Consider the following 26,986-nt stretch of genomic DNA (forward strand, 5'->3'; position numbering starts at 1 on the left):
GACCTATTTCTTCATGGCCGCGCTTTGCGGGTTCAGATTCGTCAGGCGGCCGCTCTCGGTGCCGGCTGCTTCGTCGATGACGACATTGATGAGGGTCGGCTTGCCTGAGGCGATCGCTTCGAGCAGGGCCTTCGTCAACTCTTCCGGCGTCGTGGCGTGATGGCCGATGCCGCCGAAAGCCTCGATCATCCTGTCGTAGCGCGCACCCTTGACGAACACGGTCGGCGCAACGTCCTTGCCGCCGGTCGGGTTCACATCGGTACCGCGATAGACGCCGTTGTTGTTGAACACGATCGTGCACACCGGCAGGTCGTAGCGGCAGATCGTCTCCAGTTCCATGCCGCTGAAACCGAACGCGCTATCGCCTTCGATCGCCACCACCTGCTTGCCGCTCGTGACCGCCGCGCCAATCGCGAAGCCCATCCCGATGCCCATGATTCCCCACGTGCCGGAATCGAAACGCTTGCGCGGTTCGTACATGTCGATGATGCTGCGGGCGTAATCCAGCGTGTTGGCGCCTTCGTTGACCACGTTGATGTCCGGCCGCGTTTTCAGGACGTCGCGGATCGCGCGCAGTGCGCTGTGGAAATTCATCGGCGACGGGTTCTTGTCGAGCGTCGCCGCCATCTTCGCGAGGTTCTTGTCCTTGCGCTCCGCGATTGCGCCGGTCCATTCGGCCGACGGCTTGCCAAAGCTCGAATCGATGCCCGCTACCAGCGCGGACACGCAGGAACCGATATCACCGATGACCGGCGCCGCGATCGCGACATTGCTGTCGATTTCGGTGGGCGCGATGTCGATCTGGACGAACTGCTTCGGCGCGCCCCAGGTCTTGCCCTTGCCATGCGAGAGCAGCCAGTTGAGCCGGGCGCCGATCAGCACCACGACATCGGCCTCCGCCAGCACGAATGAGCGCGCCGCCGAAGCCGATTGCGCGTGGGTATCCGGCAACAAGCCCTTGGCCATCGACATCGGCAGATAGGGGATGCCGGTCTTTTCGACGAACGCGCAGATTTCCGCATCGGCCTGAGCGTAGGCCGCGCCCTTGCCGAGCAGGATCAGCGGACGCTTTGCACCTTTCAGGAGGTCGAGCGCACGCTTGACCGAATCCGGTGCCGGAATCTGGCGCGGCGCTGCGTCGACGACACGCACCAGCGAGTTCTGCCCTTTCGCCGCGTCCATCGTCTGAGCCAGCAGTTTCGCGGGGAGGTCCAGATAGACGCCGCCGGGACGGCCGGACACGGCCGCACGGATCGCGCGCGCCACGCCGATGCCGATGTCTTCCGCGTGCAGCACACGGTAAGCCGCTTTCGCGTAAGGCTTCGCCGCGTTCAGCTGATCCATTTCCTCGTAGTCGCCCTGCTGCAAATCGACGATCTCACGTTCGCTCGATCCGCTGATCAGGATCATCGGGAAACAGTTGGTCGTGGCGTTGGCCAGCGCCGTCAGGCCGTTGAGGAAGCCCGGTGCCGAGACCGTCAGGCAGATGCCTGGCTTCTTCGTCATATAGCCGGCGATCGCGGCTGCGTTGCCCGCATGCTGTTCGTGCCTGAAACCGATGAAGCGCATGCCCTCGGCCTGCGCGAGCCGGGCAAGATCGGTAATCGGGATGCCCACCAGTCCAAAAATCGTATTGATGTCGTTCAGCTTCAGGGCATCGATGACGAGATGAAACCCGTCAGTCGTTTCCGGCGTGTCCTGTGCGGCGGTGGCTTGCGGCATCGTCTCAATTACATCTGCCATGACATCTCCTCCTCTTCGGGGCGTTGTGCGTTTCTCGTGATATACAATATTCCACACACAATATTAGTTCAAGTGCATTTTTCAGGAAGCGGTGCGATGCTGCACTGCGGCACGCCCACGACACGCCGGATTTCAGCCGCGGATCCCTGTTTGCGCTGTGCGACGCAACAATCCTGAATGAGGGAAAGTCCTGGGACTTGTGGCGCGTGACGCCTCGCCGGGCACGTCCAGCGCAGAGATCCGGGCAGTGGTTCGCCTCGCATCCGTGTGACGCGAATAGAAAGCCGGACATCTGCCCGACCGGACGCTGGAGTGCCGCTCTGGCGTCAGTCGAGGAAGTCGCAGTGGGCTTCGACGTACAGCGCGAGTTCGACCGAATGCTGGCGTACGAGTGTTTCGACCAGTTCGGTGTCGCGCCGCTCGAGTGCTTCGATAATGCGCATGTGGTCGACGATCGAGCGCGAGGCACGATCGCTTTGCGCAATCGTCATCCGGCGGATCGCGCGCACATGCATGAAGATGTTCTTGATCGTATCCAGGATGATCTGCGAGCCCGACAGCTCGACGAGTGCCTGATGGAACGCGATGTTGGCGTCCGAGTATTCTTCGATGTGTTCGTTCGGCGCCGCCTCGCCGAAGTCGTCGAACATGCATCGCAACGCTGCAATGTCCTCACTCGATGCACGGAGCGTCGCAAGACGCGCAGCGACGCTTTCGAGCGCCGCCCACATGTAGATCATCTCGACGATCTCTTTCTTCGTCTTGCGCAGGATGTACACGCCACGCCGCGGGACAGTCCGCAGAAAGCCCTCCTGCTCGAGCAGCGTCATCGCTTCGCGCACTGGCGTGCGGCTCACGCCGAGCGCCTCGGTGAGTTCCTTTTCGTCGAGACGCACTTCCTCGCGCGAACGGTAGATGTCCGTTTCGGCGATGGCCTGCTTTAACTTTGCGTAAGCCTGGTCGCGCAATGATATCGAAGCATTGATCGGCGCCAGCGCCAGGGTGAGCGGCTCCGGACGGGTATTCGCTTGTGCGTCAGTTGGCATGATCACATCGTCTCCCCACTTGTCATCGTCGGACGGCAGACCGTCTCATTCCGCCGCATTCGATACATCGCGGCGGGTGGATGGCTGCACCTCAGCACCTTTTGGATATTGATTATGTTGTATATCACATATCAACCGATCTACAAATCTGTTGTGCTTCCTAGCAGCGTTGCTGGAGATCGCGACCCCGTTCATAAGTTAATGTTTATGATTTTTGAAATAATCTTTAACTATCATCTATCGTTTAGCCGGCCTACTCTGCCCATACGGTCATCGCAACGGAGAAGGACATGGACAACGCACACATCGATGGACAACTTGCGGCTTACGAACGCGCGATCGATGCGCAGATCTGCGCCTACAACACCGCATTCGCTGAACTGGGTTTACGGTTTCGCTGGGACGCTCAAACGTTGAACACCCTCGCGTCGATCGAAGGCGAGAAGGCGCGGATCAGCGCGTACATCGAATCGCATCAGCCGCATCTGCTCAACGCCTATAGCGCCGGGTTCCTGAGCGAAGCGATCCTGGCGATAAAGACTGCGCATATCCCCGACGTGCTGCCGACGCGCCCCGGCGCAGCCGCCGAAGCGCCCGCTACGCCGCGCGTCTACCGAAAATTCGCACGCACCTCGTATCCGACCGACGAGCCTGGTCTGCCAGCACTCGCGGGCGCATGAGCTGAGCGATGCGGGTGGTACTTGCGGATTGTCGTGGAGGAAGGATCCGGCTGACATCCGGCAGCGGCATACACGCTGCCGGGTGGGTCCGCACGCGGCGCCCAAGTTGACGACCGGCGCAGACCTTCATCACGAGCGGGCGTCGGTCAGTCCAGAAAGTCGCAATTCGCGTCGATGAATTCGGCGAGATTCAACGAGTGCTCGCGTACCAGCCGCTCGGCAAGCTCGGTATCGCGTTTTTCGAGCGCTTCGAGAATACGCAGATGGTCGACGATCGACCGCGACGCGCGATCGCTCTGCGAAATCGTCAGACGCCGGATTGCCCTTACGTGGATGAAGATGTTCTTGATCGTATCGAGAATGATCTGCGATTTCGACAACTCGACAATCGCCTGGTGGAATGCAATGTTGGCATTCGAATACTCGGCGATGTGCTCAGCGGGCGTGGCTTCGCGAAAATCGTCGAACATGTGCCGCAAGCGCGCGATTTCCCCGTCCGTTGCGTTCTGGGTGGCAAGGCGTGCGGCCATGCTTTCGAGCGCGGCCCACATCTGGACCATCTCGACGATTTCGCGCTTGCTCTTGCGCACGATGTAGATGCCGCGACGCGGCACGGTGCGCAGAAAGCCTTCCTGTTCCAGCAGCGTCATCGCCTCTCGAACCGGCGTGCGGCTCACACCGAGCGACTCGCTCAGCGCACGGTCGTCGAGGCGAATCTCTTCACGCGTCTGATAGATGTCCGCATCGGCGATGGCCTGGCGCAGCATCGCGTAAGCGCGGTCGCGCAGGCTCGCTCCGGCGTTGATCGGTTGGAGTGACAAGGCCAACGGCGAAGCCGCGATCCCCGCTTGAAGTTCTGACGACATGCACCGTCCTTATCTATACCGACGTCGTGTTGGCACTGCCGGATTGCCTGCGCACTCGCGCCCGGCGAACCGGGCTCATGTTGTGTATTTAGTATATCAATGCGGCCATACCTCGCGAAGCCGTCGACCTCGATGAGCCTCGGGTGCGCCATGGTTGAGCGTTGCGTCAGATGCCACCATTCCTGAAAAGTCCGCCCTTGAATTCAAGACGTTTTTTCGGGAAGAGTGGCTCCGGCCGATCAGCGCGTACCACAGAAAGTGAAATTTCCCGCTGGCTCTGCCTCGTTAAATGAAAGAAACGGACGCACGTGAGCGAAGTCCGCATGTCCTGGTTGTCGCAGATGGATTCGCTGTCAGACGGCGCGTGTGACTCCATGTCGTTGGTCAACGACAGGCAAGAACCGGCCAATTTCGGACGGTCGAGGCATGCGCCACGATCGTCGACGATCGCTCTTGATTTCAGGTGGCGATAGCTAGTTGAAAGGTCGGCGGCGGGCGAGAACGAAGACTCATATAATCGGCCCGGAGCGAATTGCAGCTTGCTGCTATAGCATTCGATTTGAACTACAAGTCCAACGCTGGCATTCCCGAGAGGCTATATTTGTGATCGATAAAACGGCTGTCATCCATCCGACCGCAGTTATTGAAGAGGGCGCTCGCATCGGCGCTCGCGTCCGCATTGGTCCCTATTGCTGCATTGGCGGTGACGTCGAAATTGGCGAGGGCACCATACTCAAGTCTCACGTCGTGGTAAGCGGGCACACCCGCATTGGCCGAGACAACATAGTCTATCCATTCGCCACGATCGGAGAAGACAACCAAGACCTGAAGTACGCCGGGGAGCCGACTCTTATAGAAGTAGGCGATCGCAACAGAATCCGGGAGAGTGTCACGATCCATCGGGGCACGGTCCAAGGCGGCGGTATCACCAAGGTTGGGAACGACAACCTTCTGATGGTCAACGCTCACGTTGCCCACGATTGCACGATTAGCGACCATTGCATTCTGGCAAACAATGCAACGCTAGGCGGTCACGTCATCGTGGACGATCACGTGATCATCGGCGGTATGTGCGCGGTTCATCAATTCTGCGTCATTGGGGCGCACGTTATGGTGGGAGGTTGTTCTGGCGTCGCGCAAGATGTGCCGCCGTTTGTCATTGCGCAAGGCAATCACGCTTCACCGATCGGGGTGAACACCACGGGGCTACAACGCCGAGGTTTCAGCAAGGAAGCAATACAAGCAATTCGAAATGCTTACAAGCTGCTTTACCGAAGCGGAAAGACTCTTGACGAAGTGAAGCCTGAGATCGCGGAGATTGCAACGGCTCACGCAGAGGTTAAGCCTTTTTACGAATTTCTTGGTCGCTCGACTCGCGGCTTAATTCGGTAAGGAACGGGCCGCCTTACGCTGTTCGCATCGGGCGGCACGCGGGCCAGGAAAAGACATTCGACATCGTGGTCTAGTTCGTTGACAATTCCCGTCGAATAGGACAATCCAATGTCCAAGCGTATAACCAAGAATTGAATAATCGGGTAACGCAAGAATGGCATCCCAAGCAGAAATCTATCTGAAAGATTTTCACCAGCGTCGGGCGAGAGCAACGCGCAGGGCCTATGGCAATCATCCTGCGCGATCTACGCAGGCAAAATACCCATCCTCCTATCATGCGCTGGCGGAACGGGTGCCGAATGATGAGATGGCGCGCACTGTGCTCGATCTGGCATGCGGTGATGGGCCGCTGCTGCAAATTCTGAACGACAGAGGGCACGCAGGCACGAAGTTGATCGGCATCGATATTAGCGATGGCGAGTTGAGTGCGGCCCGGGCAGTATTGCCGCAGGATGTACGGTTGATAAATGAGCGCGCACAAAAGCTGTCCCTCGATACCGGTTCGGTGGACTACGTGCTGTCGCACATGGCTCTGATGTTAATGGACGACATCGAGGAAGTAATCCGTGAAGTTCGCAGGGTATTGCGTAAAGGCGGCAGTTTTTCCGCTGTCGTCGGGCGGGCCTTTCTGACCGGCAAAGTCGGTGAAGTCTTTTTAGACATATTCCGACCGATTGCGAAGACGAACCTGGCACACTTGCCACTCGGTGATGCGCGCGCACGCAGCGAAGCCGAATGGAATGAACTACTCAAGCATGGTTTCGCTAATGTCGTGTTTGAAGACATCGAAATTGACTGGACGCCTACGCCGGCGCAGTTATGGTTGGACATGCTGGACACTTACGATACCGACAGGATGTCCGAAACAGCGCGCGCGCACTTCAAGAGCGAACTATTGTCAGCGTTTGCGCCTATGCAACGCGAAGACGGCACGTTAAAGACGGGATGGGGGCTGCGTCTTATTCAGGCCAGCGCTGTCTAGGGAAGAGGCGAAAAAACGTGCATTATTTTTGGTAGTCTCGGGCTATGCGCCCTCAGCTTGTACGTGGATTACTTCGTCAAGCCGAATCTGGGTGTCCATGGTCTGGCCATCACGGATGCTCTGAACGTGGCGCCCTACTTTCTGCTCGGTGCCGCGTGGCGAATCGCAGCGCCACACACAGTCTTCAACGCTCAAATCGCTCTGCTCGTGTTGTTTTTACTTCCGCTCATACCCGAAGGCAGCCGGCAATCCGAAATAGGGCTCTACATCGCATTGCCTTACGCGATCTTATCGTTTTCGCTTGCCCAGCCCGCGCTATTAAGCTTGGCGGGACGGTTCGGCGACTTTTCGTACGGAGTTTACATATATGGTTTTCCGATCCAGCAGACCGTGTCCTTTTACTCTCATACTCATGGCCAGCCATTCTTAAATTTTGGTCTGTCGGTCGTGCCGACGCTCTTACTCTCCGCCCTATCCTGGCACCTTGTCGAAAAGCCGCTCCTCTCACTTAAGCCACGCCGCGGCGGGTATGCCGGTGCAACGTGACCGCCGCTTCCGGACGAACGCAGCGATTCGCGGGCCTTTCAGGGCGCGCGGTGGCGAATCAGTTCAGCTTTGTAAAGGCATTGATTGTCTCGGCCAGGGTGTTGTCGTAACGGTCGCCCTTGCTGCCCACCGAAGGCTCGATGCCGGCTTCGGCCAAGCGCTCGCTGTAGTGGATGGAGACGTGTTGGTCGTATTCGACCGGTCGTCGCAACACCGTTTGACTTGCGTCAATAAGCCAAGCGAGGCGGCACATACCCGCCGTAGTTCGGACCTATGCCTGAAGACTGCGGTATGTCATAGCCGGTCAGAAAATGGCCCTGGATGTACTTGTCGCGGCCGCCGACGGAACTGTCGACGTAAAACGCCGCAAACGCAACAATAGGCTCAAAGCTCTTGGTGACGATGTTGCTCACAATGGGAACGTAGATGACTGTGTGGGTCGGAACGGAGCTGTAGAGTGTGGCCTTTGCGCCCGGTTGAATGTAGATGTTGTCACCAATGCTGAGCGACGTAGGATTGCCGTTTGCGATCAGTCCGCGGATCGTGGGGACATCGTTCGCGACGCTGGTAAACGAGGTCCATTGACCCGCGTCGCAGGTACCGCCGTATTTGTAGTCACTGCCGATCTGAAATTGGTATGCCGCCCCGGTCGAAGGATCGATTTTCGGCTGACTAGTGCTCGAATCCCAATATGTGTCATACAGGCACTGACCCAGTGCGACCGGAAAGAGTCCGCCGGCGACGGTGCCCGGCGGGGCGGCGACCGCGACCGCCGTGGCAGTTCCGGCCACGCTGGGCAGTCCCAGCAGCGCGCCGAAGGCCAGGCTGACCAATCCGCCGTTCTGGTTTGCGCTGCGGCTCACTTTGACTTGCACCGCGGGAGCGTCGTCTGTGCCGGGTGTAATCGTCGTTGCCTGCAGGGTCGACGGCGAGCCTGCCAGATTCCAGTAGCCCGTTGTCACGGTTCCGCTCGACAACTGTACGTTGTTGGATGAATTGAGCGCAATCGCGGCGGTCGTTGCGGACGCTGCCCCGGCCCAGTCGGGCGTGCCGGCGCCATTGGTGACGAACTGCGAGGCGCCGGCAAGCGCTGCAGCGTCTGCGGCGTTCTGCAACTCGTTGCGCACCACGCTGACGCGCGCCAGGTTGATCGCAAACGCGCCGAACATCAACAAGGGGACCAGGAACGCTACGAAGAACAGGACAACCGATCCTTGCTGCCGTCGCGACGGCGATGCGCGACGTTGCATGTGCGTGCGGGAGGTTCGCGCGGGCATGATCTTGTCACTCATAGTTCATCTTGGTGACCGCGCTGATCGTAACCGGGCCCGTGATTGCGCTGAATATCGAACCGAGCACGAACCCTTTATATGTGTACGTGACCGTTACCGTCAAAGGCGAGCCCGATACCGGAGTACCCGATGCGACAGCGGTCGCGGACGTCGCCGTCCCGCCTGTCACCAGGTTGTTTTGCGTGTAGTTCAGTGCGACATTCTGGATCTGTGTGCTAGTCAACGGCGTGACCCGTAGCACGACTCCCGCGCGCGCCGCCTCACGGCTCGCATTCGTGATCACGGCCTTGTCGGTCAGGATCATGCTCACATCGATGATGCCGAATAGCACCATCAATAGGAAAGGAAGCATGAGCGCGAACTCGAGCGCGGCGACACCTCGTTCATCACGGAGCGATGGAGGGCCAAGCGCTTTCATTTCGCCGTCTCCGCGTCACGCAGCATCTTGTCTGTGGGCAGCGCGCCCAGACGAGTGGCGGCTAGCGCTCCGGTCGGGGTGCCGAGTCTTGTGCGAAGGGTCTCGTAAAAGCGCAGGTTATCTTCGACCGATCCCGGGGGCAGTTCGGCCTGCAAAATCTGCTTGGCCGCGTTCGTGTTGCCGAGCAGCGCATACGCGAGCGCGAGGTTCTGGCGCGCTTGCGGCGGTGCGTTTGCGAGTCCCGCGATCTCGAGTAATACGTTCGCGGCTTCCCGTGGCTTGTTGGCGAGAATCAGCGACAGGCCGAGGTCCGTCGTCAGGCCCTGCGCCTCGGGATGCAGGCGCAACGCGGTGCGATACACCGCTTGCGCTTCATCGTGGCGGCCTTGCAGATCGAGCACCGTACCAAGACCCTCGGCCGTGACTGGATTGTCTGGAAGCAGGACCGCGAGCGAACGGTAAAGCGCTGCCGCATCGTCAAGTCGACGCTGCCGCAGTGCGACCCGGGCGAGACCGAGCTTCGGCCTTGGATTCGACGGTGCTGCGCCCGCCGTACGCGCATAGAGCACGCGCGCGCGTTCGAGGTCGCCGGCCTGGTACATCGTGTCGGCCAAGCCCAGCTGCGCTTCGATCGAGTTCGGGTCGGCCTGCAAGGCTTTGTCATACAAGGTCAACGCGAGCTCGGTATTGCCCGACGACAGCGCGCTGTCGGCAATGTGCAGATCGCTTGTGGGGCCGACGTTGCCCTGCGTCGACACAGGCCGTGTATGGACGCTGCCTTCGCCTGCACATCCTGCGAGAACGAAGGCTGTGACAGCCGATGTCACAGCGAGCGAGCGGCAAGACGAGATCACGTTTTTCATTTGAACACCGCAAGGAGTTGAATGACGGCAGGGCCGGTCGCGATCAGACCCACCGTCGGCAACACGAACAGCATCATGGGCAAGGTCATCTTCGGGGCGAGCTTCGCGGCCTTTTCTTCGAGCGCGAATATTTGAGCGGCGCGTTCGGCGCGAGACAGCATGCGCAGCGACTGGGTGATCGGCGTGCCGTATTGCTGCGATTGAATCAGCGTCGTCACCAGTCCGCGCACCGACGACAGACCGATGCGGGCTGCCATGTTGCGCAGCGCGGTGGCGCTGTCGGTACCCATTTGCAACTCGTCGGCCGTCACTGAAAACTCGTCCGCAAGCGGCGGGCAGATCGGCGTCAGTTCGTGCGCGACGCGCTTGATCGCGACGACGAGGCTATTGCCGGCATTGGTGCAGATCACGAGCAGGTCGAGCGCGTCCGGCAGGCACGACGAGATGGCTTTCTGCCTGCGGCTGATCAACAATCCGAGCGCGTACTCCGGCGCGATCATGCCGACGATGAAAGCGGCGGCCATCATCAGCACCCGAAACGCGAAGTGTTCGCCGAAGCGAGGCACATGCGCACCCAGCACGATCGCGACGAGCGCGAGCAGCGAGCCCACGATGATTTTCAGGCCCACCATTCCCGCCACCGTGCGCCGGTCGCGAAAGCCCGCACTAGCGAGCTGCTCGGCGAGCTTCTCGCGCTGAAACGCGTTCAGGAACGGCACCTGTTCGCCGATCAGTGCTACTCGCCGCGTCAGCCGCTGCCGCATGTTCGCGAGCGTTCGCTCGTCTGCGGCCGAGTCCGCAGCCCGGTGCGCGGCGACTTGCCGCACGCGTTGCGCAATCCGATGGCGCGTACTGCCCGTGCGCAGCAGAATCAATGCGACGGCACTGATCAGGACGATCAGCAACGCGAGATTGGTGGCCGTACCGGCATCGAGGATGTTCATCGCGAGGTATCCAGTTGCGACATCTTCCGCACCATCCACAGCCCGATTGTCAGCAGCACCGCGGCGAGCGTCACGATCTTGTGCCCGGCGCGCGTAGTGAACAGCAACTCGATGTAGGACCGGTTGACGATATACAACATGCCCGTGATGGCGAACGGCACGGCCGAAATGATGTTGGTCGCAAGCCGGCCTTCGGCGGTCAGCGCCTTAGTCTTCAAGCGGATGTCGCGCCGGCTGCGAATGATCGACGCGAGGTTCTCCAGCGTCTCGGCGAGATTGCCGCCCGTCTCGCGCTGAAGCAGCAGACAGACGGAGAAGAACGAAAAGTCGGCGATCTGCAGCCGCTTTACAGCTTGATCCAGCACTTCGGTCAGATCCGCGCCGAGGCGTAGCGCATCGCCCATCGTGCGAAACGTGGAGCGCACCGGCTCGTCCGCCTCGCGGCCCGCGGTGCTGATGGCCTGCACGACCGGGATGCCGGCCCGCACCGCGCGAATGATCAGATCCAGCGTGTCCGGAAAGAGGGTCAGGAAGCGGGTGCGAAACCGCTCGATCAGGAAACGATAGGTTGCGCGCACGGCAAAGAGCGGCAGGCCGATGACAATCAGGGGACCCACCCAGTCGGGAGGTGAGGCCAGCTTTACGCCCACGAGCGCGGCGATGAGAATGGCGATCGCGATCGCCGCAATCAGCCGCAAACCGCCCGCGCCACTGACCACGTGCACGCGTTCCACACGCTTTAGCCACCACGAGAACACCGCGCCGCCGCGCCCGGGGTGGCGCTGCAGGCTAAAGAGCTCCTGCTCCGGCAGTCGAGGGCCGGCTTTGCGCTGGAGAGCCACAACGGTGCCCAGTTCATCGATCCGGCTGCGGATGCGGGACGCTGGCCGGCGCCGCGCCATGTCACGCAGCGACGACACCATCAACCCCGCAATCAGGATCGCGAAGAACGCGCCGGCGGCGACGACGTCGGCGGGCGTCATGGCCGCATCGCCTCGAGCAGTTGCTCTTCGAGCCCGTAGTAGGCGGCCCGCGCCGAGAATACTGGGCGCAGCGACGACGACTCGAACACGCCGCGCACTTCGTCCTGGTACGCCGTCGTGTCGAAGCGGAACGCAAAGAGGTCTTGAGTAATGACGACGTCGCCTTCCATCCCTGCGACCTCGGTGATGCGCGTTATACGGCGCATGCCATCACGCATCCGTTCGATCTGCAGGATCAGGTGCACCGCGCTCGCGATCTGACGGCGGATCGACAGCAGCGGCAGATTGCCGTTCGCCATCATCACCATGCTCTCGAGACGGGTGATCGCATCGCGCGGCGTGTTCGCGTGGATCGTCGTCATCGAGCCGTCGTGCCCGGTGTTCATCGCCTGCAGCACGTCGAATGCCTCCGCCCCGCGTGTTTCGCCGAGGATGATGCGGTCGGGACGCATCCGTAGCGCATTGCGCACCAGGTCGCGCTGTGAAACGGCGCCCAGTCCCTCGGCATTTTCCGGACGCGTCTCGAGGCTCACGACATGCGGTTGCTGCAATTGGAGCTCGGCTGCGTCTTCGATGGTGACGATTCGTTCATGCTCGTCGATATGATGCGACAGCGCGTTGAGCAGCGTCGTCTTGCCGGAACCGGTGCCGCCGGAGATCACGACGTTGAGCCGGCACGCGCCGGCGATCTTCAGCATGCGCGTCATCGCGGGCGACATATTGCCCTGCTGCGCCATCCGCGCGAGCGTGATATTGCGCTTTGCAAATTTGCGGATCGAGATCGACGCGCCGCGAATCGCGATCGGCGGCAGCACGACATTGACCCGGCTGCCGTCGGCGAGGCGCGCGTCGACCATCGGGCTGCTTTCGTCGACGCGGCGCCCAATTGCCGCGGCGATGCGCTGCGCGACGTTGATCACATGCGCGTTGTCGCGGAACTTGAGTGGCGTCAATTCCAGCCGGCCGTGCCGCTCCGCGTAGACCTGGTCCGGCCCGTTGACGAGGATGTCGGTCACCGATTCGTCGGCGAGCAGCGGCTCGATCGGGCCGACGCCGAACATGTCATTCAGTATTTCGTTGACGATCAGCGTCTGCTCGGCCATCGTCACATTGAGCCGCTCGCGCGCGACCACCTCGGTCGCGATCTGTTCGATGCCCGCGCGCACCTGATCGCGTGACATCATCAACGCGGCCGACATGTTCATCGAAGCGAAGACGACGGTGCGGATCTTCTTGAAGTTGTCCGAGCGGATGAGCGCTTCGTGCTTGTCGATCGGAACGGCCGCGCGCAGCGGCGTCGCACCGGGCTGCGGCGCGTCCGCGTTCATTTTCGCGTCCGCTTTAGCGGCCATGTCGCTATCGGCAACAGGCGGCATGACTGCGGTGTTCGTCCTTTTTCCGAACGTCATCTCCGGCCCCTGTTGCCAGCAAGACGCGCATACCACGGCTTCGGCGGTGCGGCCTCGGTGCGGCCGGTCAACATATTTGCCAGCTCGACCACCGCCGATGTGAACGGCGTCGGCTTGCCGGCCGCGATCGGTTCGCCAAGATTCTCGGCAGCCGCAAGCGTTTTGGGTTCGTAGGGCAGTTCGACCATCGACGCACGGCCGAGCGCGCGCTGGAAATCGGCGGCGTCGACCCGGCCCGCAACGGGTTCGTGCTGATTGTTCAGCAGTAGCGTGATCGTCGGGTCGCTGTCGCGGTCTTCGGTGAAACGGAGCAAGCGCGCGGTTTCGCGGGCGGCGTGGACGGATCGGTCCGACGTGATATAGACGAATGCAGATGCGTCGAATGCCTCTTCGGCGATACTTCCGGCGACGCCGGACAGGTCGAGCATCACGTAGTGGAAATGCCGTTTCAGCGCATTGATGAGCTCGGAAATCGCACCCGGACGACACACGAAATCGTTGCCGTATTGCAGCTCGGACGATAGTACGAGAAGGTGATTGCTCTTCGGGACGAGCATCCGGTTGATCAGCGGCGTATCGATGCGCTGCGGGTTTTGCAGCAGTTCGGTCAACCCGTTGTTGGTGGTCAGCCGCAGCATCGAGTTGACTGCCCCGCCGTGAAAATTCAGGTCGACATACGCGATGCGTCGATGGGTGACGTCGGCCAGAAAGCGCGCCAGCGACACCGCGATGGTGGTGGTGCCGACACCCCCGCGGGCACCGGCAAAACAGACGGCGTTGCCGGTGCGCAGGGTGGCGGCCGGATCGCGTGCCGTCAGCGCGCGCTGCAGAAGGCCGACCGAGAGCGGCTTGAAAAGATAGTCCTGGACCCCGGCGCCGAGCAGGCTGCGATAAAGGTCCACGTCATTGCGCTCTCCCACTACGACCACGGCGACCGACGGGTCGCAGACGTCGGAAAGGCGCGCGAGATCGCTGATCGGCATCGCAGACCCCGACACATCGACGATCAGTTGCCTGGGCGAACGATCGAGGGTTTTCAGCAGCTGGATCGCGTCGTCGATCGTTCCCCTCTGCACGCATGCGCTCGCGATCGACTGATCGACAATCAGGTTCTTCACCGTGGTTTCGCTGTCGCGGTCGGACACGACCGCAAGTAGATCCTCGGCGTTGATTGCGCTGCTGCTCGTGAATCGAAGGAGTGATTCGATGGCGCTCACTGGCATGCTCCGCGATCAATGAACCACGTTGGTGGTGGTCGAAGTCGAATTGAGCGGCGTCGTGCGCCCTTCTTCGTAACGGCGCACCGCGCTTGCGCCGAGCGCTGCGTCCGCGCCCGTATAAGGAATCGGCTCAATAAGGTCGGCAGGGCGCGCAAGCATGACCGCGAGGTTGGCGTACGTAGCACAGCCGAACGCGACCCCGGGACGTCCGAATCCCGCATCGACCAAGTGCGATGGCCGCAGGAGTGTCGCGCAGTCGGGCGGCACGGCGTGCGTGCCGTCGAACCCGATAACCGATGGATCAGGCATGCCGAGCGGCGGAGGCGTCGACATGCAGCCCGCTATCGCAGCGAGCAGCGCAACGGAGGAAAGGCGTGCAAGCATGGCATGGCTCCCGGTTCAGTAAACAAAGCCCGCCCCGCCGACGAGGCGCGGGGCGTCGCCGGACAGCGGATCGATTCCGAGCGAACGCTGCAGCACGTATTCGACATCGCCGGCTGCATGCGTCACGCTGTCGAGCGGCTGCCGCAGTTGTCCGGGACTGGAGGGTTGCACGATATAAGGCGTGACGATGACGACGACTTCGGACTTGTTGTTCAGGTATTTTTTTGACGAGAACAGTTTGCCGAGTATCGGCACGCGGCCGAGCCCGGGAAACTCCGCGAGTATGTCGCTCGTGTTGCTTTGGAGCAGACCGCCGATCGCGAAGCTTTGCCCGCTCGACAACTCGACGGTGGTGTCCACACGGCGCACGGTAAGCGCCGGAATCTTGATCGTGGACAGCGTGATCGAGTTGGTCGGATCGATCTCGCTGACCTCTGGACGCACCTTGAGGCTGATCCGATTGTCGGCCAGTACGGTGGGGGTGAAGTCGAGCGACACGCCGAACGGCTTGAAGGCGATCGTGATCGCGCCCGTTGTGTCCTGCGCGACCGGGACCGGGAATTCGCCGCCCGCGAGAAAGCTGGCGGTCTGACCGGACATCGCGGTGAGATTCGGCTCGGCCAGCATCGTAATGAGCCCCTCTTGATCGAGCGCATCGAGCACCGCCTCGACGCTGACGTTCCCCGTATGAAAACCGGCCACCGTCGAAAACGCGCCGCTCGACGACAAGAGGAAGCGACCCGTCGTATCGAACAGCTGGCGCCCATTGAAAATCCCGCCGACAAAGTTGCCGACCGAGCCGAGCGAACTCCAGTTGATGCCGAGTTCCTGCGTGATGTTTCGATCGACTTCGGTAATCCGCACGCGCAGATTGACCTGAATCGGATGATCCAATGTGAGCCGGTTGACAAGCGTTTCCTTGTCGCGCAGTGAAGGTTTCAGCGACTCTACGACCGCATCGGCATCCGCCGCGCTCGGCACGCGGCCGGCAATCATCAGCGAGCCGGGTGCACTCGTGAGGGTCAGGCGCAATTGCGGGAAGCGTGCGTCGAGCATGCGTTGCACCGCCTGCATATCGACGCTGACTTCGATGGTTTTGCGAAGGACCGTCCGGTTGTTTGGGCCGAGTGCAAAGAGCGTCGTCGTGCCCGCTTTCTTGCCGAGCACAAATACCGTTTCGGGCGTCGGCACGTGCACGTCGGCGACTTCCGGGTCCGCAACGAATACGGCGACGGCCGGCGCCGGCAGCTTCACCATCTCGCCCTTCCCCGCGGGCACTACAAGCGTTCCTCCGGAGTCCGCCGCGTACGAGCGGTTCATGCTTGCGAAGCCGCACAGGATTGCAGCACACGCGACGACCGTCGATGCGAACCGACGCCGCGAGCGATGGACTGAGAGAACAACGTGCAACATAGCCTTTCCTGTGTGAAACGTGCTCACCTGGTGGTGCAGGCGAGCCGCGTTGGTACGCATACCGCGCGACCGTGGCGGCCGCCTCCGCTACTGTGCGAGCGGCTGCCCGCTGATCCCGGTTTGTGCGGCTTCGAGCGGCCGCGCGGGTGGCGCTGCTGACGATTGCAGCGGCTGTTGGCCGGGCGGCAGCGGCGGCAGTCCCGGCACACCCGTTGCGCCGCCGACTGACCCTGCGCCGGATGCCTCGCTCGACTTCGAGCCTCGATAGACGATCACCGCAGGCGCGGCTGAACGCACCGTTGCGCCGCGTTTCGTGTTCATTTCCGCCGCATGTAATGCGCGCGACACATCGCCCCCCCATACAGGCGGCGTTTGCGGCGCCGTGGTGTCGGCTGGCGGCTCGTGGCGGTCCTTCGTCGCGAAGCTGCGCAACGCGAGCGACAGCGTGCCGAGATGGGTCGCCACCGCGATCACCTGGGCATTTCGCGGCGTCACCTCGAACGTGACGGTGCGCGCACGCGTATCTGCTTGCGCGGCGTTGTCCTTGGGGCGCTGAAATGCGGAGCCAACCGCGAGCACGCGCACTCGATTGACCACGGTCTCCGCTTCGACCGTTCGACCGGCCTCGGCCGTGTCCTTCGCCGAGTCGCCGAGGGTCTGCGTGAGCAGCACGTCGACATAGTCTCCGGGCTGAATCAGCCCCGCATTGCCTGTTACATCGTCGATCGCAACCGAGATCGCGCGCATGTCGGGTTTGAGTGCGGCGGCGAGAAAGCCCGGCGCGTTAGGTGAGATCACATCGGCGGGACCGAGCGGCGCGCCGGCTTTTACCGCGTGGCGCAGCAGGTCGCCTTTGAGGTCGCTGTCCGCGTCGCCGCTTCCCACCTGCCCTTCGATGAGCGCGCCCGCCGGAGCTTGTCCGTGCGGCACGCTTTTCCAGACGAGGTCGCTATCGCGCAGCAGCAGACCGTCGGGCAGATCCGCGGCAGCGGCCCGAATGCGATCCATCCCGTGCGAACTCGCCGCACCCGGATGCGACGCCGCGATGTAGAGCGTGCGGAGCACGAGTGCGCCAATGATGGCGACGACGATGAGGCCGGCGAATTTGAGGATTCTGGGCATGGCGGTGAACTGTCCTAGACGATAGGCGCGCTATGCGCGAGCGGCGCCCATACTGCCGCGCCCCCGCCCAACGCGAGCGCGATGCCATAAGGCACACCGCGCGCACACGACAGACATGACAGCCAGCGCAACGCTCCGACGCGGCGGTACAGCGGGTCCGCCGCGATGACCCCAAGGCCCAAGATCAGGCCGCAAACAGACACGATGACGAAGACGGGCGCCGCGAGCGACGGACCCGCCCAAAGAAAAACCGCTGCGGCGAGCTTCACGTCGCCGCCTGCGATCCATCCGAATCGGAATAGCAACGCGTATACGGCGAGTGCTGTCGCCGCCACGCCGACGTGGCTGAGAAATGCGGCAGCGCCAATTCGAACGAGCGCTGCTGCGACGCAATAGAGACCGGCGACGATGAGCACCGAGCGGGTGGGCAGGCGCCGGGAGAGCAGATCGGAGACCGCCAGTGAAGCCAACACAAGGCAGGTCGCCAGCTTCACCGAGTACAGCATGTTGGTTTGCCTGGGTTCAGCTATGCATTTGCGCGATGGACGCGGCGGGAGTATTCGATAAGAAATATTCCCGCCATGTCGATCGCGATGGGTTTAGCCTGCTGCGTTCGTTACCTTGGTGGTCAGATTGGTAAAGATGGCCTGGAGGTTCGGGCTGAATACTGTGCCCACGCCCACGACCGCAACGACGATGATCCCTGCTAGCACCGCGTACTCGAGTGCGCTGACGCCGCGTTCATCACGCGACAGGGACTTGATGAATTGCAGCATAAGTAGCTCCTGTTTAGAGGCCGTTCAGTTACGGAAACGAGACAACGGAAGATCCGGATTGGGTCTATCCGAATGTGTTATCGGCAGGATTCGAGGGGATCTTTAGTGTCCAAGACCTGCTATTGCACATTGGATCACCCGCGAAGGCTAGTCGAAGCAGCGATGTGAAGCCAAAAAGCAGCGCAATTCTTCTGTATGCATTCCGTAATGGAATTGGGCCTTAAGCTGCGGGTAAGCCTAGGATGTCGCGATCGGGGGTGACGGAGGTCGTTACGCGCGGACGTCAGTTCTGCCCCATGGGCAAGCGCGTCGGTGGTATGGGTGTGCCGCATCGGCTTTGGGGCTTAACCGCATAGCGGTATCGCGCCAGTGGCCGAATCTGATTACCTCAGCAATGGAAATGCGGGTCGTTGTACGACCTCCGGGGGCGGTGACTAGCTAACGAATCCTGCCGGACGATGCTGGAGGGACGCCAAGGTCGAGTAACTTCGACGATCCGCGTAGCTTAGAAGCCATGTCTATAGGACCAATCGTTTGTCTATCGCTTTCCATCGCAAGCTTGGATTTCTGGTGACACGTGAGAGCGACAAGGGCTTCGAATTCTTCATCACGCTGGATGAACTAGCCACGAGGCCCGCGGTGCGGCGTGCCATTGCCCGGGCGACATCCCGTTCGGAGTAACGCGCGAAGCCAGCTGTGTGCTCAATCGTAACGAGAGGCGGGCATCTCCTGAGTACCCGACCAATTGCATCTAAGCTCCGGTCACCAGGAGCGCACGTTACCACCTTCATGAGGGTCCGCTTCCGGCAAACGTGACTGGCCGTTCCGGGTCGCGTGCTGCCGTCCGCGGAGCATCCGAGGATCACGCCGAGTATGTGAATCGCATGAGGCAGTGACCGGCCAACACCGGACATTCGCGGACGTGGGCCGAGGAAGGCGTTAGTCAACGAAAACGACGGCAGCTACCCGGGTCGGTGGCGGACGTCGAGGCGACTGCACGGACCAATCGGCAATTCGTCGCGCCCTGCAGCGGTTTGCTTCATGGTTGGGAACAGGGCTCTCCCACGCGACATCTAAGTCCATATCCAAGGTCGAATCGGACCTGGCCCACGTGGGCCGGCCAGACGCGCGACCATCGCCCGGGAGACGATTCATGAAGTTGATCAATGTTGGCTTTTTTGGGGCACTGGCTCTCACCAGCTTCACTGCCTTGGCGCAGAGCGCCGGTCCCACTGATCCCCAGATCGCGGCCATCGTGGTGACCGCCAATCAAGTCGATATCGACGCGGGCAAGCTCGCGGAATCGACGACCCGATCGAAGGACGTCAAAGCGTTTGCGCAGCGAATGATCACCGACCACAGTGGCGTCAACAAGGCGGCCGTCGACCTCGTGCACAAGCTGGGCGTGACGCCGGAGGACAACCCGACGAGCCAAAGCCTCAAGCAAGGCGGCGATACGAACCTCGCCAACCTGAAGAAGCTCGAGGGCAAACGTTTTGATCAGACGTATATTGACCATGAGGTGACCTATCACGAGACCGTTCTGGATGCGCTCGACAAGACCTTGATCCCGAGTGCCCAAAACGCAGAGCTGAAGGCGCTCCTCGTCAAGGTGCGGCCGGCCTTTGTGGCACACCTCGAGCATGCCAGGCATCTGCAGGCAGAACTGGACAAGAGCGGTGGGTGATCGCCGGATCCGCGTTGCCGCAAAGCGCCGTGGCAAGGTACGCAAGGGCGGATTTGTGCTTGCCGGTGCTCGCGTTGCATGCCTTGGCGTGGCGTTGGCCGGCAGTTCCGATGCGGCGGCCGGAACGTACCTTGTCGTGATCGAGCAGATGCGTTTCGATCCGCCGGCGCTGACGGTGCAGCATGGCGATCGCGTGGTGTGGGTCAACAAGGACCTGTTTCCCCACACGGCGAGCGCGACCTCGAAGGCGTTCGATTCGCACAGTATTGCGCCGAACGCCTCCTGGAGCTACGTCGCGGGCCGGCCGGGGAGCTACCCGTACCGGTGCGAATTCCACCCGACGATGCATGGCACGCTGACCGTCCGGTGAGGCGGCCTGACGAAGGTTCTATGACGGACAGAGCTGCAATACATTCGGCACCTGCCGCGGACGACGATCTGTCGATCGCCCATCGCATTGTGGCGGGAGATCGATCCGCGTTCGAACTGCTGATGCGTCGGCACAATCGGCGTCTGTATCGTTTGGCGCGCGCCACGCTGCACAACGACGCTGAGGCGGAGGACGCCCTGCAGGAAGCGTATCTGTCGGCCTACAGATCGATCGGGCAGTTCCGCGGCGACTCCGCGCTCTTCACATGGTTATCCAGGCTGGTGCTCAATGAATGCTTTGGCCGCCTGCGCCGGGCGGTCCGGCGTCAGAACGTGATTCCAATGGTGGACTCGAACGCTCATGTCGATATTGACGCAATGACCGCACACGATTCCGACTCTCCAGACAAAGCGGTAGGACGTGCTGAAATACGTGCACTGCTCGAGCGCAAGCTGGACGAACTGCCGGAAGCCTTCCGCGTCGTCTTTGTTTTGCGTTCGGTCGAGGAAATGAGCATTGAAGAAACCGCACAATGTCTCGACATCCCCGAGGCCACGGTGCGCAGCCGGCATTTCCGCGCCAAGAGCCTCTTGCGTGAATCATTGGCTCTGGAGGTCGATCTCGCCGAACGCGATCTGTTCGAGTTCGGTGGCACACAATGCGACCAGGTGGTCGCCAGGGTATTGTCACGGTTATCCAACGAGCCTGAGCAAGGCGGCAGGCATTAGCCTAACCGGCTGCAGTTCGTTTCTGGTAGCGATCTGGCCGCACTTTGCTGCGCCGATCGGAAGGAGACGCAGTGAACAAAGCGCTTGCGTGCCGGCGCGTCAATTCGACCATATTCACCGGAGACATCCGCTGTGTCTGGCTGATACTGGGCATCATCACTCTAGCGGCGTGCTCGATCGCACAAGCCCGGGCAATCAAGATCGTATCGGGTACATATGATCAGAACTGCGGAGCGCCGCGCGGCAACGCGACCCATGACCTCGCGCATCAGTGCGACGGTCGGACGACCTGTCGGTACATCCGACGCGACCCATGACCTCGCGCATCAGTGCGACGGTCGGACGACCTGTCGGTACATCCTGACCAGGAAGCTCACCGGGGACCGGACTATGGGCTGCCGGAAGGACTTCCTTGTCGAATGGCTATGCAGCGACACCGAATTCCACACCGCCGCGCTCAGCCCTGAAGCAGGGCTGGGCAACACCCTCGTATTAAGTTGCGTCAGAGAGGCCGGTGCGGGCAAATAGCCACCGCCGTGCAAGTGGCCACGTTTGAGACTCCGATCGGCCCCAACCCAAGTCCGGGATTTCGATCTGTGGCGCTGTCGTTGCCAGGCTCCTCGACCGTCGCCTCTGGGTTGTCGCGCGCAATTCGCGAACGTCTGCTACCGAGAAAGTCGAGGGGCCGTATCATGCCCTGAGGTCGTCAGTCAAGGTTTTTCAGTGGGAAGAGTTGGTTTCCAAGACTCCGGTTCGTAAGGATCGGGCAGGCGCCCATGCGCCCCGCCTGGCGAGTTGCCCACCGCTGGCCAGCGTCATGGTCATAACAGGAGACCCGCCGGCCAGCGGTGGACAACTCGCGAGCGTCAAACGGAGGAAAGCCACAGACCAGGAATCCAACTGCGTAACCGCGCCGATTGGAACGGGTTACCCTGGAAGCCCGAGGTTCCTGAGGAGTGGCGAACCGCGCTTCCTCAGGGCGTTGAGGTAGATGCTCTCGTCGTACCGCGTTCCGGTCTGCCAGCAGCGGTAGAGGATCCGTATCCACTTGAACGCCAATGCCCGCACGGCGGCCTGATACGAGCTGCCCTTCGCCCGCTGTTGCCGGTAGTAGGCGCCCGCCCAGAACGATTTGTTGATGGTCTGGCCCGCCCATTCGACGAAGGTCTGGCGCAGGAAGGTCGGGCATTGCCAGCGCCAGTGCACCCAGCACTTCTTGCCGCTGCGCTCGGTGACCGGCGCGATGCCGGAGTACTTCTGCAGTTCATCCGCGCCCTTGAAGCGCTCACGTTGCTCGCCAAACGCAGCCAGCAGGCGCGGTGTCAGATGCGGACCTGCGCCGGGCAAGCTGTCAAACAGGTCGAAGTCGGGCAGCGCCCGTGCGACTGCCGCGATTTCCCTGTCGAACACGTCAATCGCAGCGAGCGCTGTGCGCAGTTGCGTCACCAGCATCAGCGCGAGCAACCGGTGAGGTGCAACGATACCGGGATCATCAGTGAGCGATGCAGCGCAGCGGATTGACTCCAGACGTCCCTCAATCAGTTGGGCCCGGCGACAATTGTGCGCATGGAAGAACGTTTCAAGGGTCTTTCTGTTCGCGCGCCTGGCTGCCGGCAGAGTAGGCCAGCGGGTCAGGAAATCACAGAACAGTACCGTGTCGATGTCGTCGAACCATTCCAGGGTTTGAGGATAATACTGCTTGAGTGCGTTGGTTAGCCGGTTGGTGAACCGGGTCTTGTCGCCGACCAGTTCACGACGCTGTTCGATCAGGCTCAGCAAGGAGCGCATGCCGGCGCTCTGCGGCCTGAGCGGGCTGAAGCGCTCAGGATGGCGCAGCAGCAGGTCGAGTGCCAGTTCGGCATCGGTGGGATCGTCCTTGGCCCGGCTCGGCTTGAATGCCTCACGGTACTTCGCGAGCATTGCAGGGTTGATCGGGAATAGAGTGACGAACGCATGTTTCTGCAACACAGAGACGATCGGCCCTGTGGCCAGCTCGAGCGCGACCGCGATCGGACCACCAAAGCGCTGATGTAACGCCTTTGCCCATTCATCGATGCGTGTCACCTGGTGAGGGATGCAGTCGAACTCGCGCCTGTCGCCGCCAGCCTGCTGCAGGCAGATGTCATGTTTGGTATCGGCCCAGTCGAGGCCGACGAAAGCCTTGAATTGCTGGTTCGATAGCGGTGCCATGTGAACCTCCGCAAGTGATAGATTACCCGGTAGGGACATGCATGCTTGCGTCCAGCGAAGGCAATATAGTGAGCCGGTGCGACGGCGAACCCTGAGTATTCGTTATCGGACGCAGGCGCACCCGTAGACTCGAAGCTAAAACGGTAATCGTCCAAGCGTTTGGGTCGAGTTATTCGTAGTCCACGGGTGCATGTCCCGCCTCGACTGGCAGCGAGCTGCCAGTCCCCCACCAGTATCGATGAAAGCGGGACGGACTATCTATAGTGGGTCGCGTGCCGCCGATCGGGACTGGCGGTGTTTAGCCCCCACCGTAGTTTGCTGTCGGACCGGGTTCGGCGGGTGCCGAAACGGTTGAAACCACTCATCCCTAACTGTGCGCTAACACGGCATTGCGGCAGCGTCACATTGCTGGTGCGGTCGCGCATCCGCGCCGTGCCCGGGGATCGACTCGTACTGGTAGATCAGGTCACGAAGTTGCGGGTAGATCTGCTTGCGCCATCTGGTGCCCGAGAAGACACCGTAGTGGCCGCATCCGGCGACAGTGATCCGGTGCTTGCGCGACGTGTCGATAGCCGCGCAGAGATCTTGCGCGGCGTGGGTCTGGCCCAACCCGCAGATATCGTCCCGCTCGCCTTCGACCGTGATCAAGGCCGTGCTCCGGATGGTATGCGGACGCACCTGTTCGCCGCGCACTGACCACGTGCCGCGGACCAGGCAATATTCCTGGAAAACTACGCGCACCGTCTCAAGATAATAGTCGGCGGCCATGTCGAGCACGGCGTTGTACTCGTCGTAGAAACGCCGATGGGTGGCCGCCGCCGCGGTGTTGCCCGCCGACACGTCGAAGTAGTAGTTCATGTGCGCTTCCAGGTGACGATCGGGATTCATGGCCACGAACGCGGTGTGTTGGCGGAAGCCCGGGTACACGCGGCGACCGGCGCCGGCGTGCGGATGCGGCACCGTGTCGATCAGGGTCCGCGTGAACCAGTCGAGCGGTTTGCTCACAGCCAGATTATTGACTGCGGTGGGACTGCGGCGCGCGTCGATCGGGCCGCCCATCAGGGTCATGCTCCTGGGCGTGGGCTGGCCCTGATCTGCCATTAGTGCAACGGCTCCGAGCACCGGGACGGTCGACTGGCACACCGACACGACATGAACTTCCGGACCCAGGAAGTCGATGAACTCGCGGACATAGGCGATGTAGTCGTCAAGACCGAAGGTTCCCTCAGCGAGCGGCACCTGTCGGGCATCGAGCCAGTCAGTGATATAGACGTTGAAATCCGGCAGCATCGTCCGGACCGTGTCGCGCAGCAGGGTGGCGTGATGGCCCGATAGCGGCGCGACGACCAGGACAACCGGCTGCGCGCACTGAATCGCGCGTTCGAAGCGAAGCAGGCGGCAGAACGCCTTCTCCAAAGCCACGGTTTCGGTCACCGCGACCTGCTCGCCATCGATCTCGATTTCCGTCAGACCGAACTGAGGCTTGGGGTAGCGCTTGCATAGCCGTACCAGCAGTTCGCAGCCAGCGGCGAACATGTTGGAGGGTGTGGTGTGCCGGGCTTTCTCGTCGGGTTTAAGGAGGTGGGCGGTGGTTTGAAGCCAGGGAAGCAACGGTGCCCAGACCGCGTTTTGCCACTCGTGCAACTCGTAGAACATGCGTAGCCCAGAGGATTGAATGATGTCGTCACGTGGATCCGATGCCCTTGCCTCGGTCAGCTGGCCAACGTGTTCAGCACTTGCGCCGCGCTCATCGGAGTCACGGTTGATCGCCCACACGGCATGCTGCGCTCGCGCGCGGAGAACGATCATCGTAGTCGAGCTTGGCAATAGCTTCGACGCGGAAGAGCTGATACTGGTGTACGGAAAGAATGATTAGCCTGTAAGGAATTCCCCAGTACGGCAGCTAAGCGGAAGGGTATGCCCCGATCGGTTATCACCGCAAACACGCCATCCGGCTGCTGCGGAAAGAGCCCGGTGCAGCTCCCGTTCCGGTTGCTCCAGACGGATGAAGTTCACCCCACCTGACGGATCGCCCAATGCAGTCGTCGCACCGCGTCACGTTTGCGCGGTCTAATTTTCAGGCACGCCGCGACGTCAGCGTTCCGGGAATGACGATGACCGAGATAGTGAGACAATCGTCTGAAGATCCAGGGCCCAGTGTGCTGCCGGCCGGGTCGTCAGGCGGACCGGATTGCACGCGCGAACGTCCGGGCACGCCCCGCGAGGTGGCAGACGGGCAACTCGACCGGGCCGTGCATGCGGCGCTGGCCCGTGTCACGGGCGGTCTCTCGCCCACGACGCTGTCGCTGGCGTGGCTCGACTGGGCGCTGCATCTGGCCGCCTCGCCCGAGAAGCACCATGCGCTCGCGCAGCCCTTCCTGGAATATTGGCAGACAGCTCTCGTGGAGACGCCGGCGCGCCACGACGGGGACAGCGATCCGCGCTTCACCGATCCCGATTGGGACCGCTTGCCTTTCAACCTGCTGCGTGCCATGTTCCTGCAATTCGAGTCGTTCTGGCGGGACGCCACCACGGGCCTGCGCGGCGTCTCGCCACACCATGAACAGCTGGTCAGTTTCGCGGCCCGGCAATGGACCGACATGCTCTCGCCGAGCAACTGCTGGTGGCTCAACCCGGAAGTGCTGCGGGCGATCGCGGCGACCGGTGGACGCAACTTTATCGACGGCTCGCGCCACTGGCTGGAAGACCAGCAGGCGCTGCTGGCCGGGTCCGTGCCGGGTCCCCTGAGGCGCCTGTGCGCCCCCCATTGCGTCGGGCGGGACGTTGCCGTCACACCGGGCAAGGTTGTCTATCGCAACGCATTGATCGAACTGATCCAGTACCTGCCGCAGACGCTGACGGTCCGGCGCGAACCGGTGCTGATCGTGCCCTCGTGGATCCTGAAATACTACATTCTTGACTTGTCGCCGCATAATTCGCTGGTGCGCTACCTGGTGGAACAGGGATACACAGTTTTCATGATTTCCTGGAAGAACCCGCATGCGGAAGCGCGTGATACCGGCCTGAACGACTATCTCGAGCAGGGCCTGTTCGATGCGCTCGCCCAGATACGTCGCATCAGCGGTGCGGCCCCGGTGCATACAGCCGGCTACTGCCTCGGCGGCACGCTCCTGGCAATCGGCGCGGCGGCACGCGCACGCGATACCGGCTCCGGATCTGCCGGTCTGCAGACGGTTACGCTGTTCGCAGCACAGACCGATTTCAGTGAGCCGGGGGAACTCGGGCTGTTTGTCGATGCGAGTGAGCTGGCGTACCTCGATGCGCTGATGTGGGAGCAGGGTTATCTGGACGGCCCGCAGATGGCCAGTGCCTTCCAGCTGCTGCATTCGCGCGATCTGGTCTGGTCCCGTCTGGTACATGAATACCTGCTTGGCCAGCGCACGAAACGCACCGACCTGATGGCGTGGAACGCCGACACCACACGTCTGCCGTACCGCATGCACAGCGAGAATCTGACCCGGCTGTACCTGCGCAACGACCTCGCCGAGGGCCGGTACTGTGTGGACGGACGGGCGGTGGCGCTCGGCGACCTGCGGCTGCCGGTTTTTCTCGTCGGCACCGAACGCGACCACGTCTCGCCCTGGCGCTCGGTGTACAGGCTCCATCTGATGACCGACACGGAGATCAGTTTTCTGTTGACGTCAGGCGGCCACAATGCCGGCATCGTTTCGGAACCCGGTCACGCCGGACGCCACTATCGTTCCGGCACACGGCGCAACGGCGATTCCAATGTCAGCCCGGACGAATGGTACGCATCGACACCCGAGCGCGACGGTTCATGGTGGCCGTGCTGGCAGCAATGGCTGGCCGCGCATTCCGGCGACAGGGTCGCACCACCCCGAGTGGGCGCCGGTACGGTGCTCGGTGATGCGCCGGGGACTTACGTGCTCGAGCCCTGAGTGCCTCCGTTC

Annotated in this window: 26 protein-coding genes and 1 pseudogene; 9 read left to right on the forward strand and 18 right to left on the reverse strand. The window is 61.7% G+C overall.

The genetic code is table 11. The features are described from left to right. Positions 1 to 3: 3 nt before the first annotated feature. Positions 4 to 1,743 carry an oxalyl-CoA decarboxylase gene (oxc, locus tag B0G77_RS02505; protein WP_133660704.1) on the reverse strand — a complete coding sequence of 580 codons (1,740 nt, stop codon included), beginning with the start codon at positions 1,741 to 1,743 and terminating at the stop codon, positions 4 to 6. 326 nt (positions 1,744 to 2,069) lie between these two features. Further along, a complete protein-coding gene (locus tag B0G77_RS02510) occupies positions 2,070 to 2,789 on the reverse strand; it encodes a GntR family transcriptional regulator (RefSeq protein WP_133660705.1) in 720 nt (239 codons plus the stop codon). A 290-nt stretch (positions 2,790 to 3,079) separates the two neighbouring features. Here B0G77_RS02510 and B0G77_RS02515 point away from each other — a divergent pair, with 290 nt between their 5' ends. Further along, the gene (locus tag B0G77_RS02515) at positions 3,080 to 3,469 is read left to right on the forward strand and encodes a hypothetical protein (RefSeq protein WP_133660706.1); all 390 of its coding nucleotides are present in this window, start codon (positions 3,080 to 3,082) and stop codon (positions 3,467 to 3,469) included. 146 nt (positions 3,470 to 3,615) lie between these two features. Here the strand turns inward: B0G77_RS02515 and B0G77_RS02520 are convergent, their stop codons facing one another. After that, positions 3,616 to 4,335, reverse strand: a complete 720-nt coding sequence (locus B0G77_RS02520) for a GntR family transcriptional regulator (protein WP_133660707.1) — start codon at positions 4,333 to 4,335, stop codon at positions 3,616 to 3,618. Positions 4,336 to 4,938: 603 nt separating this feature from the next. On the opposite strand from B0G77_RS02520, the gene lpxA reads away from it, so the two are divergent. The 3 genes from lpxA (at position 4,939) to B0G77_RS02535 (ending at position 7,255) form a co-directional block, all read left to right on the forward strand. Next, positions 4,939 to 5,727 carry an acyl-ACP--UDP-N-acetylglucosamine O-acyltransferase gene (gene lpxA, locus B0G77_RS02525; protein ID WP_133660708.1) on the forward strand — a complete coding sequence of 263 codons (789 nt, stop codon included), beginning with the start codon at positions 4,939 to 4,941 and terminating at the stop codon, positions 5,725 to 5,727. 154 nt (positions 5,728 to 5,881) lie between these two features. Next, positions 5,882 to 6,709 carry a class I SAM-dependent methyltransferase gene (locus B0G77_RS02530; RefSeq protein WP_133660709.1) on the forward strand — a complete coding sequence of 276 codons (828 nt, stop codon included), beginning with the start codon at positions 5,882 to 5,884 and terminating at the stop codon, positions 6,707 to 6,709. A 63-nt stretch (positions 6,710 to 6,772) separates the two neighbouring features. Beyond that, the gene (locus B0G77_RS02535) at positions 6,773 to 7,255 is read left to right on the forward strand and encodes a hypothetical protein (RefSeq protein WP_133660710.1); all 483 of its coding nucleotides are present in this window, start codon (positions 6,773 to 6,775) and stop codon (positions 7,253 to 7,255) included. Between the two features lie 41 nt (positions 7,256 to 7,296). Here the strand turns inward: B0G77_RS02535 and B0G77_RS02540 are convergent. From B0G77_RS02540 to B0G77_RS02600, 13 genes and pseudogenes are all read right to left on the reverse strand, one after another. After that, positions 7,297 to 7,442: pseudogene (locus B0G77_RS02540) on the reverse strand (IS3 family transposase); the annotation flags it as partial. A gap of 40 nt (positions 7,443 to 7,482) precedes the next feature. Then, the gene (locus B0G77_RS02545; RefSeq protein WP_133664011.1) at positions 7,483 to 8,505 is read right to left on the reverse strand and encodes a TadG family pilus assembly protein; all 1,023 of its coding nucleotides are present in this window, start codon (positions 8,503 to 8,505) and stop codon (positions 7,483 to 7,485) included. A 34-nt stretch (positions 8,506 to 8,539) separates the two neighbouring features. Beyond that, entirely contained in the window at positions 8,540 to 8,965 is a 426-nt protein-coding gene (locus tag B0G77_RS02550) for a TadE/TadG family type IV pilus assembly protein (RefSeq protein ID WP_133660711.1), read from the reverse strand. Continuing rightward, positions 8,962 to 9,828 carry a tetratricopeptide repeat protein gene (locus tag B0G77_RS02555; protein WP_133660712.1) on the reverse strand — a complete coding sequence of 289 codons (867 nt, stop codon included), beginning with the start codon at positions 9,826 to 9,828 and terminating at the stop codon, positions 8,962 to 8,964. Before B0G77_RS02555 ends, B0G77_RS02550 begins: the two co-directional genes overlap by 4 nt. Further along, positions 9,825 to 10,772: a type II secretion system F family protein gene (locus B0G77_RS02560; protein ID WP_133660713.1), complete on the reverse strand. Its 948-nt coding sequence runs from the start codon at positions 10,770 to 10,772 to the stop codon at positions 9,825 to 9,827. The genes B0G77_RS02555 and B0G77_RS02560 overlap by 4 nt, the downstream gene beginning before the upstream one ends. Continuing rightward, on the reverse strand, positions 10,769 to 11,755 hold the full coding sequence (locus B0G77_RS02565) for a type II secretion system F family protein (protein WP_133660714.1): 987 nt from the start codon (positions 11,753 to 11,755) through the stop codon (positions 10,769 to 10,771). The genes B0G77_RS02560 and B0G77_RS02565 overlap by 4 nt, the downstream gene beginning before the upstream one ends. Beyond that, the gene (locus tag B0G77_RS02570; RefSeq protein WP_243751095.1) at positions 11,752 to 13,083 is read right to left on the reverse strand and encodes a CpaF family protein; all 1,332 of its coding nucleotides are present in this window, start codon (positions 13,081 to 13,083) and stop codon (positions 11,752 to 11,754) included. The genes B0G77_RS02565 and B0G77_RS02570 overlap by 4 nt, the downstream gene beginning before the upstream one ends. Before the next feature lie 77 nt (positions 13,084 to 13,160). Then, entirely contained in the window at positions 13,161 to 14,381 is a 1,221-nt protein-coding gene (locus tag B0G77_RS02575) for an AAA family ATPase (RefSeq protein WP_243750905.1), read from the reverse strand. Positions 14,382 to 14,396: 15 nt separating this feature from the next. Beyond that, positions 14,397 to 14,768, reverse strand: coding sequence for a CpaD family pilus assembly lipoprotein (locus tag B0G77_RS02580; RefSeq protein ID WP_166656108.1), 372 nt, complete (start codon positions 14,766 to 14,768; stop codon positions 14,397 to 14,399). A gap of 15 nt (positions 14,769 to 14,783) precedes the next feature. Continuing rightward, complete coding sequence (locus B0G77_RS02585; protein WP_133664014.1) at positions 14,784 to 16,088, reverse strand: type II and III secretion system protein family protein; 1,305 nt, start codon at positions 16,086 to 16,088, stop codon at positions 14,784 to 14,786. 180 nt (positions 16,089 to 16,268) lie between these two features. Next, positions 16,269 to 17,303, reverse strand: coding sequence for a Flp pilus assembly protein CpaB (cpaB, locus tag B0G77_RS02590; RefSeq protein WP_133660716.1), 1,035 nt, complete (start codon positions 17,301 to 17,303; stop codon positions 16,269 to 16,271). Between the two features lie 14 nt (positions 17,304 to 17,317). After that, entirely contained in the window at positions 17,318 to 17,809 is a 492-nt protein-coding gene (locus B0G77_RS02595) for a prepilin peptidase (protein ID WP_133660717.1), read from the reverse strand. Positions 17,810 to 17,902: 93 nt separating this feature from the next. Then, the gene (locus B0G77_RS02600) at positions 17,903 to 18,079 is read right to left on the reverse strand and encodes a Flp family type IVb pilin (RefSeq protein ID WP_133660718.1); all 177 of its coding nucleotides are present in this window, start codon (positions 18,077 to 18,079) and stop codon (positions 17,903 to 17,905) included. Between the two features lie 534 nt (positions 18,080 to 18,613). Between B0G77_RS02600 and B0G77_RS02605 the strand changes: the two genes are divergently transcribed. The 4 genes from B0G77_RS02605 to B0G77_RS02620 all read left to right on the forward strand — a co-directional run bounded on the left by B0G77_RS02605 (position 18,614) and on the right by B0G77_RS02620 (position 20,864). Further along, entirely contained in the window at positions 18,614 to 18,760 is a 147-nt protein-coding gene (locus tag B0G77_RS02605; RefSeq protein ID WP_243750906.1) for a hypothetical protein, read from the forward strand. Positions 18,761 to 19,232: 472 nt separating this feature from the next. Continuing rightward, entirely contained in the window at positions 19,233 to 19,766 is a 534-nt protein-coding gene (locus B0G77_RS02610) for a DUF4142 domain-containing protein (protein WP_133660719.1), read from the forward strand. A gap of 88 nt (positions 19,767 to 19,854) precedes the next feature. Then, complete coding sequence (locus tag B0G77_RS02615; protein WP_243751096.1) at positions 19,855 to 20,136, forward strand: cupredoxin family copper-binding protein; 282 nt, start codon at positions 19,855 to 19,857, stop codon at positions 20,134 to 20,136. A gap of 20 nt (positions 20,137 to 20,156) precedes the next feature. Next, complete coding sequence (locus B0G77_RS02620) at positions 20,157 to 20,864, forward strand: RNA polymerase sigma factor (protein WP_133664015.1); 708 nt, start codon at positions 20,157 to 20,159, stop codon at positions 20,862 to 20,864. 927 nt (positions 20,865 to 21,791) lie between these two features. On the opposite strand, the gene B0G77_RS02630 is transcribed toward B0G77_RS02620, so the two are convergent. Together B0G77_RS02630 and phaZ are read right to left on the reverse strand one after the other, a co-directional pair. Continuing rightward, positions 21,792 to 23,054, reverse strand: a complete 1,263-nt coding sequence (locus B0G77_RS02630; protein WP_133660721.1) for an IS110 family transposase — start codon at positions 23,052 to 23,054, stop codon at positions 21,792 to 21,794. A gap of 378 nt (positions 23,055 to 23,432) precedes the next feature. Then, on the reverse strand, positions 23,433 to 24,710 hold the full coding sequence (gene phaZ / locus B0G77_RS02635; protein WP_133664016.1) for a polyhydroxyalkanoate depolymerase: 1,278 nt from the start codon (positions 24,708 to 24,710) through the stop codon (positions 23,433 to 23,435). A gap of 458 nt (positions 24,711 to 25,168) precedes the next feature. Between phaZ and B0G77_RS02640 the strand changes: the two genes are divergently transcribed. Then, positions 25,169 to 26,974: an alpha/beta fold hydrolase gene (locus B0G77_RS02640; protein WP_133660722.1), complete on the forward strand. Its 1,806-nt coding sequence runs from the start codon at positions 25,169 to 25,171 to the stop codon at positions 26,972 to 26,974. Positions 26,975 to 26,986: the final 12 nt, after the last annotated feature.

This window comes from Paraburkholderia sp. BL10I2N1, from assembly GCF_004361815.1.
Classification (GTDB): Bacteria; Pseudomonadota; Gammaproteobacteria; order Burkholderiales; family Burkholderiaceae; genus Paraburkholderia.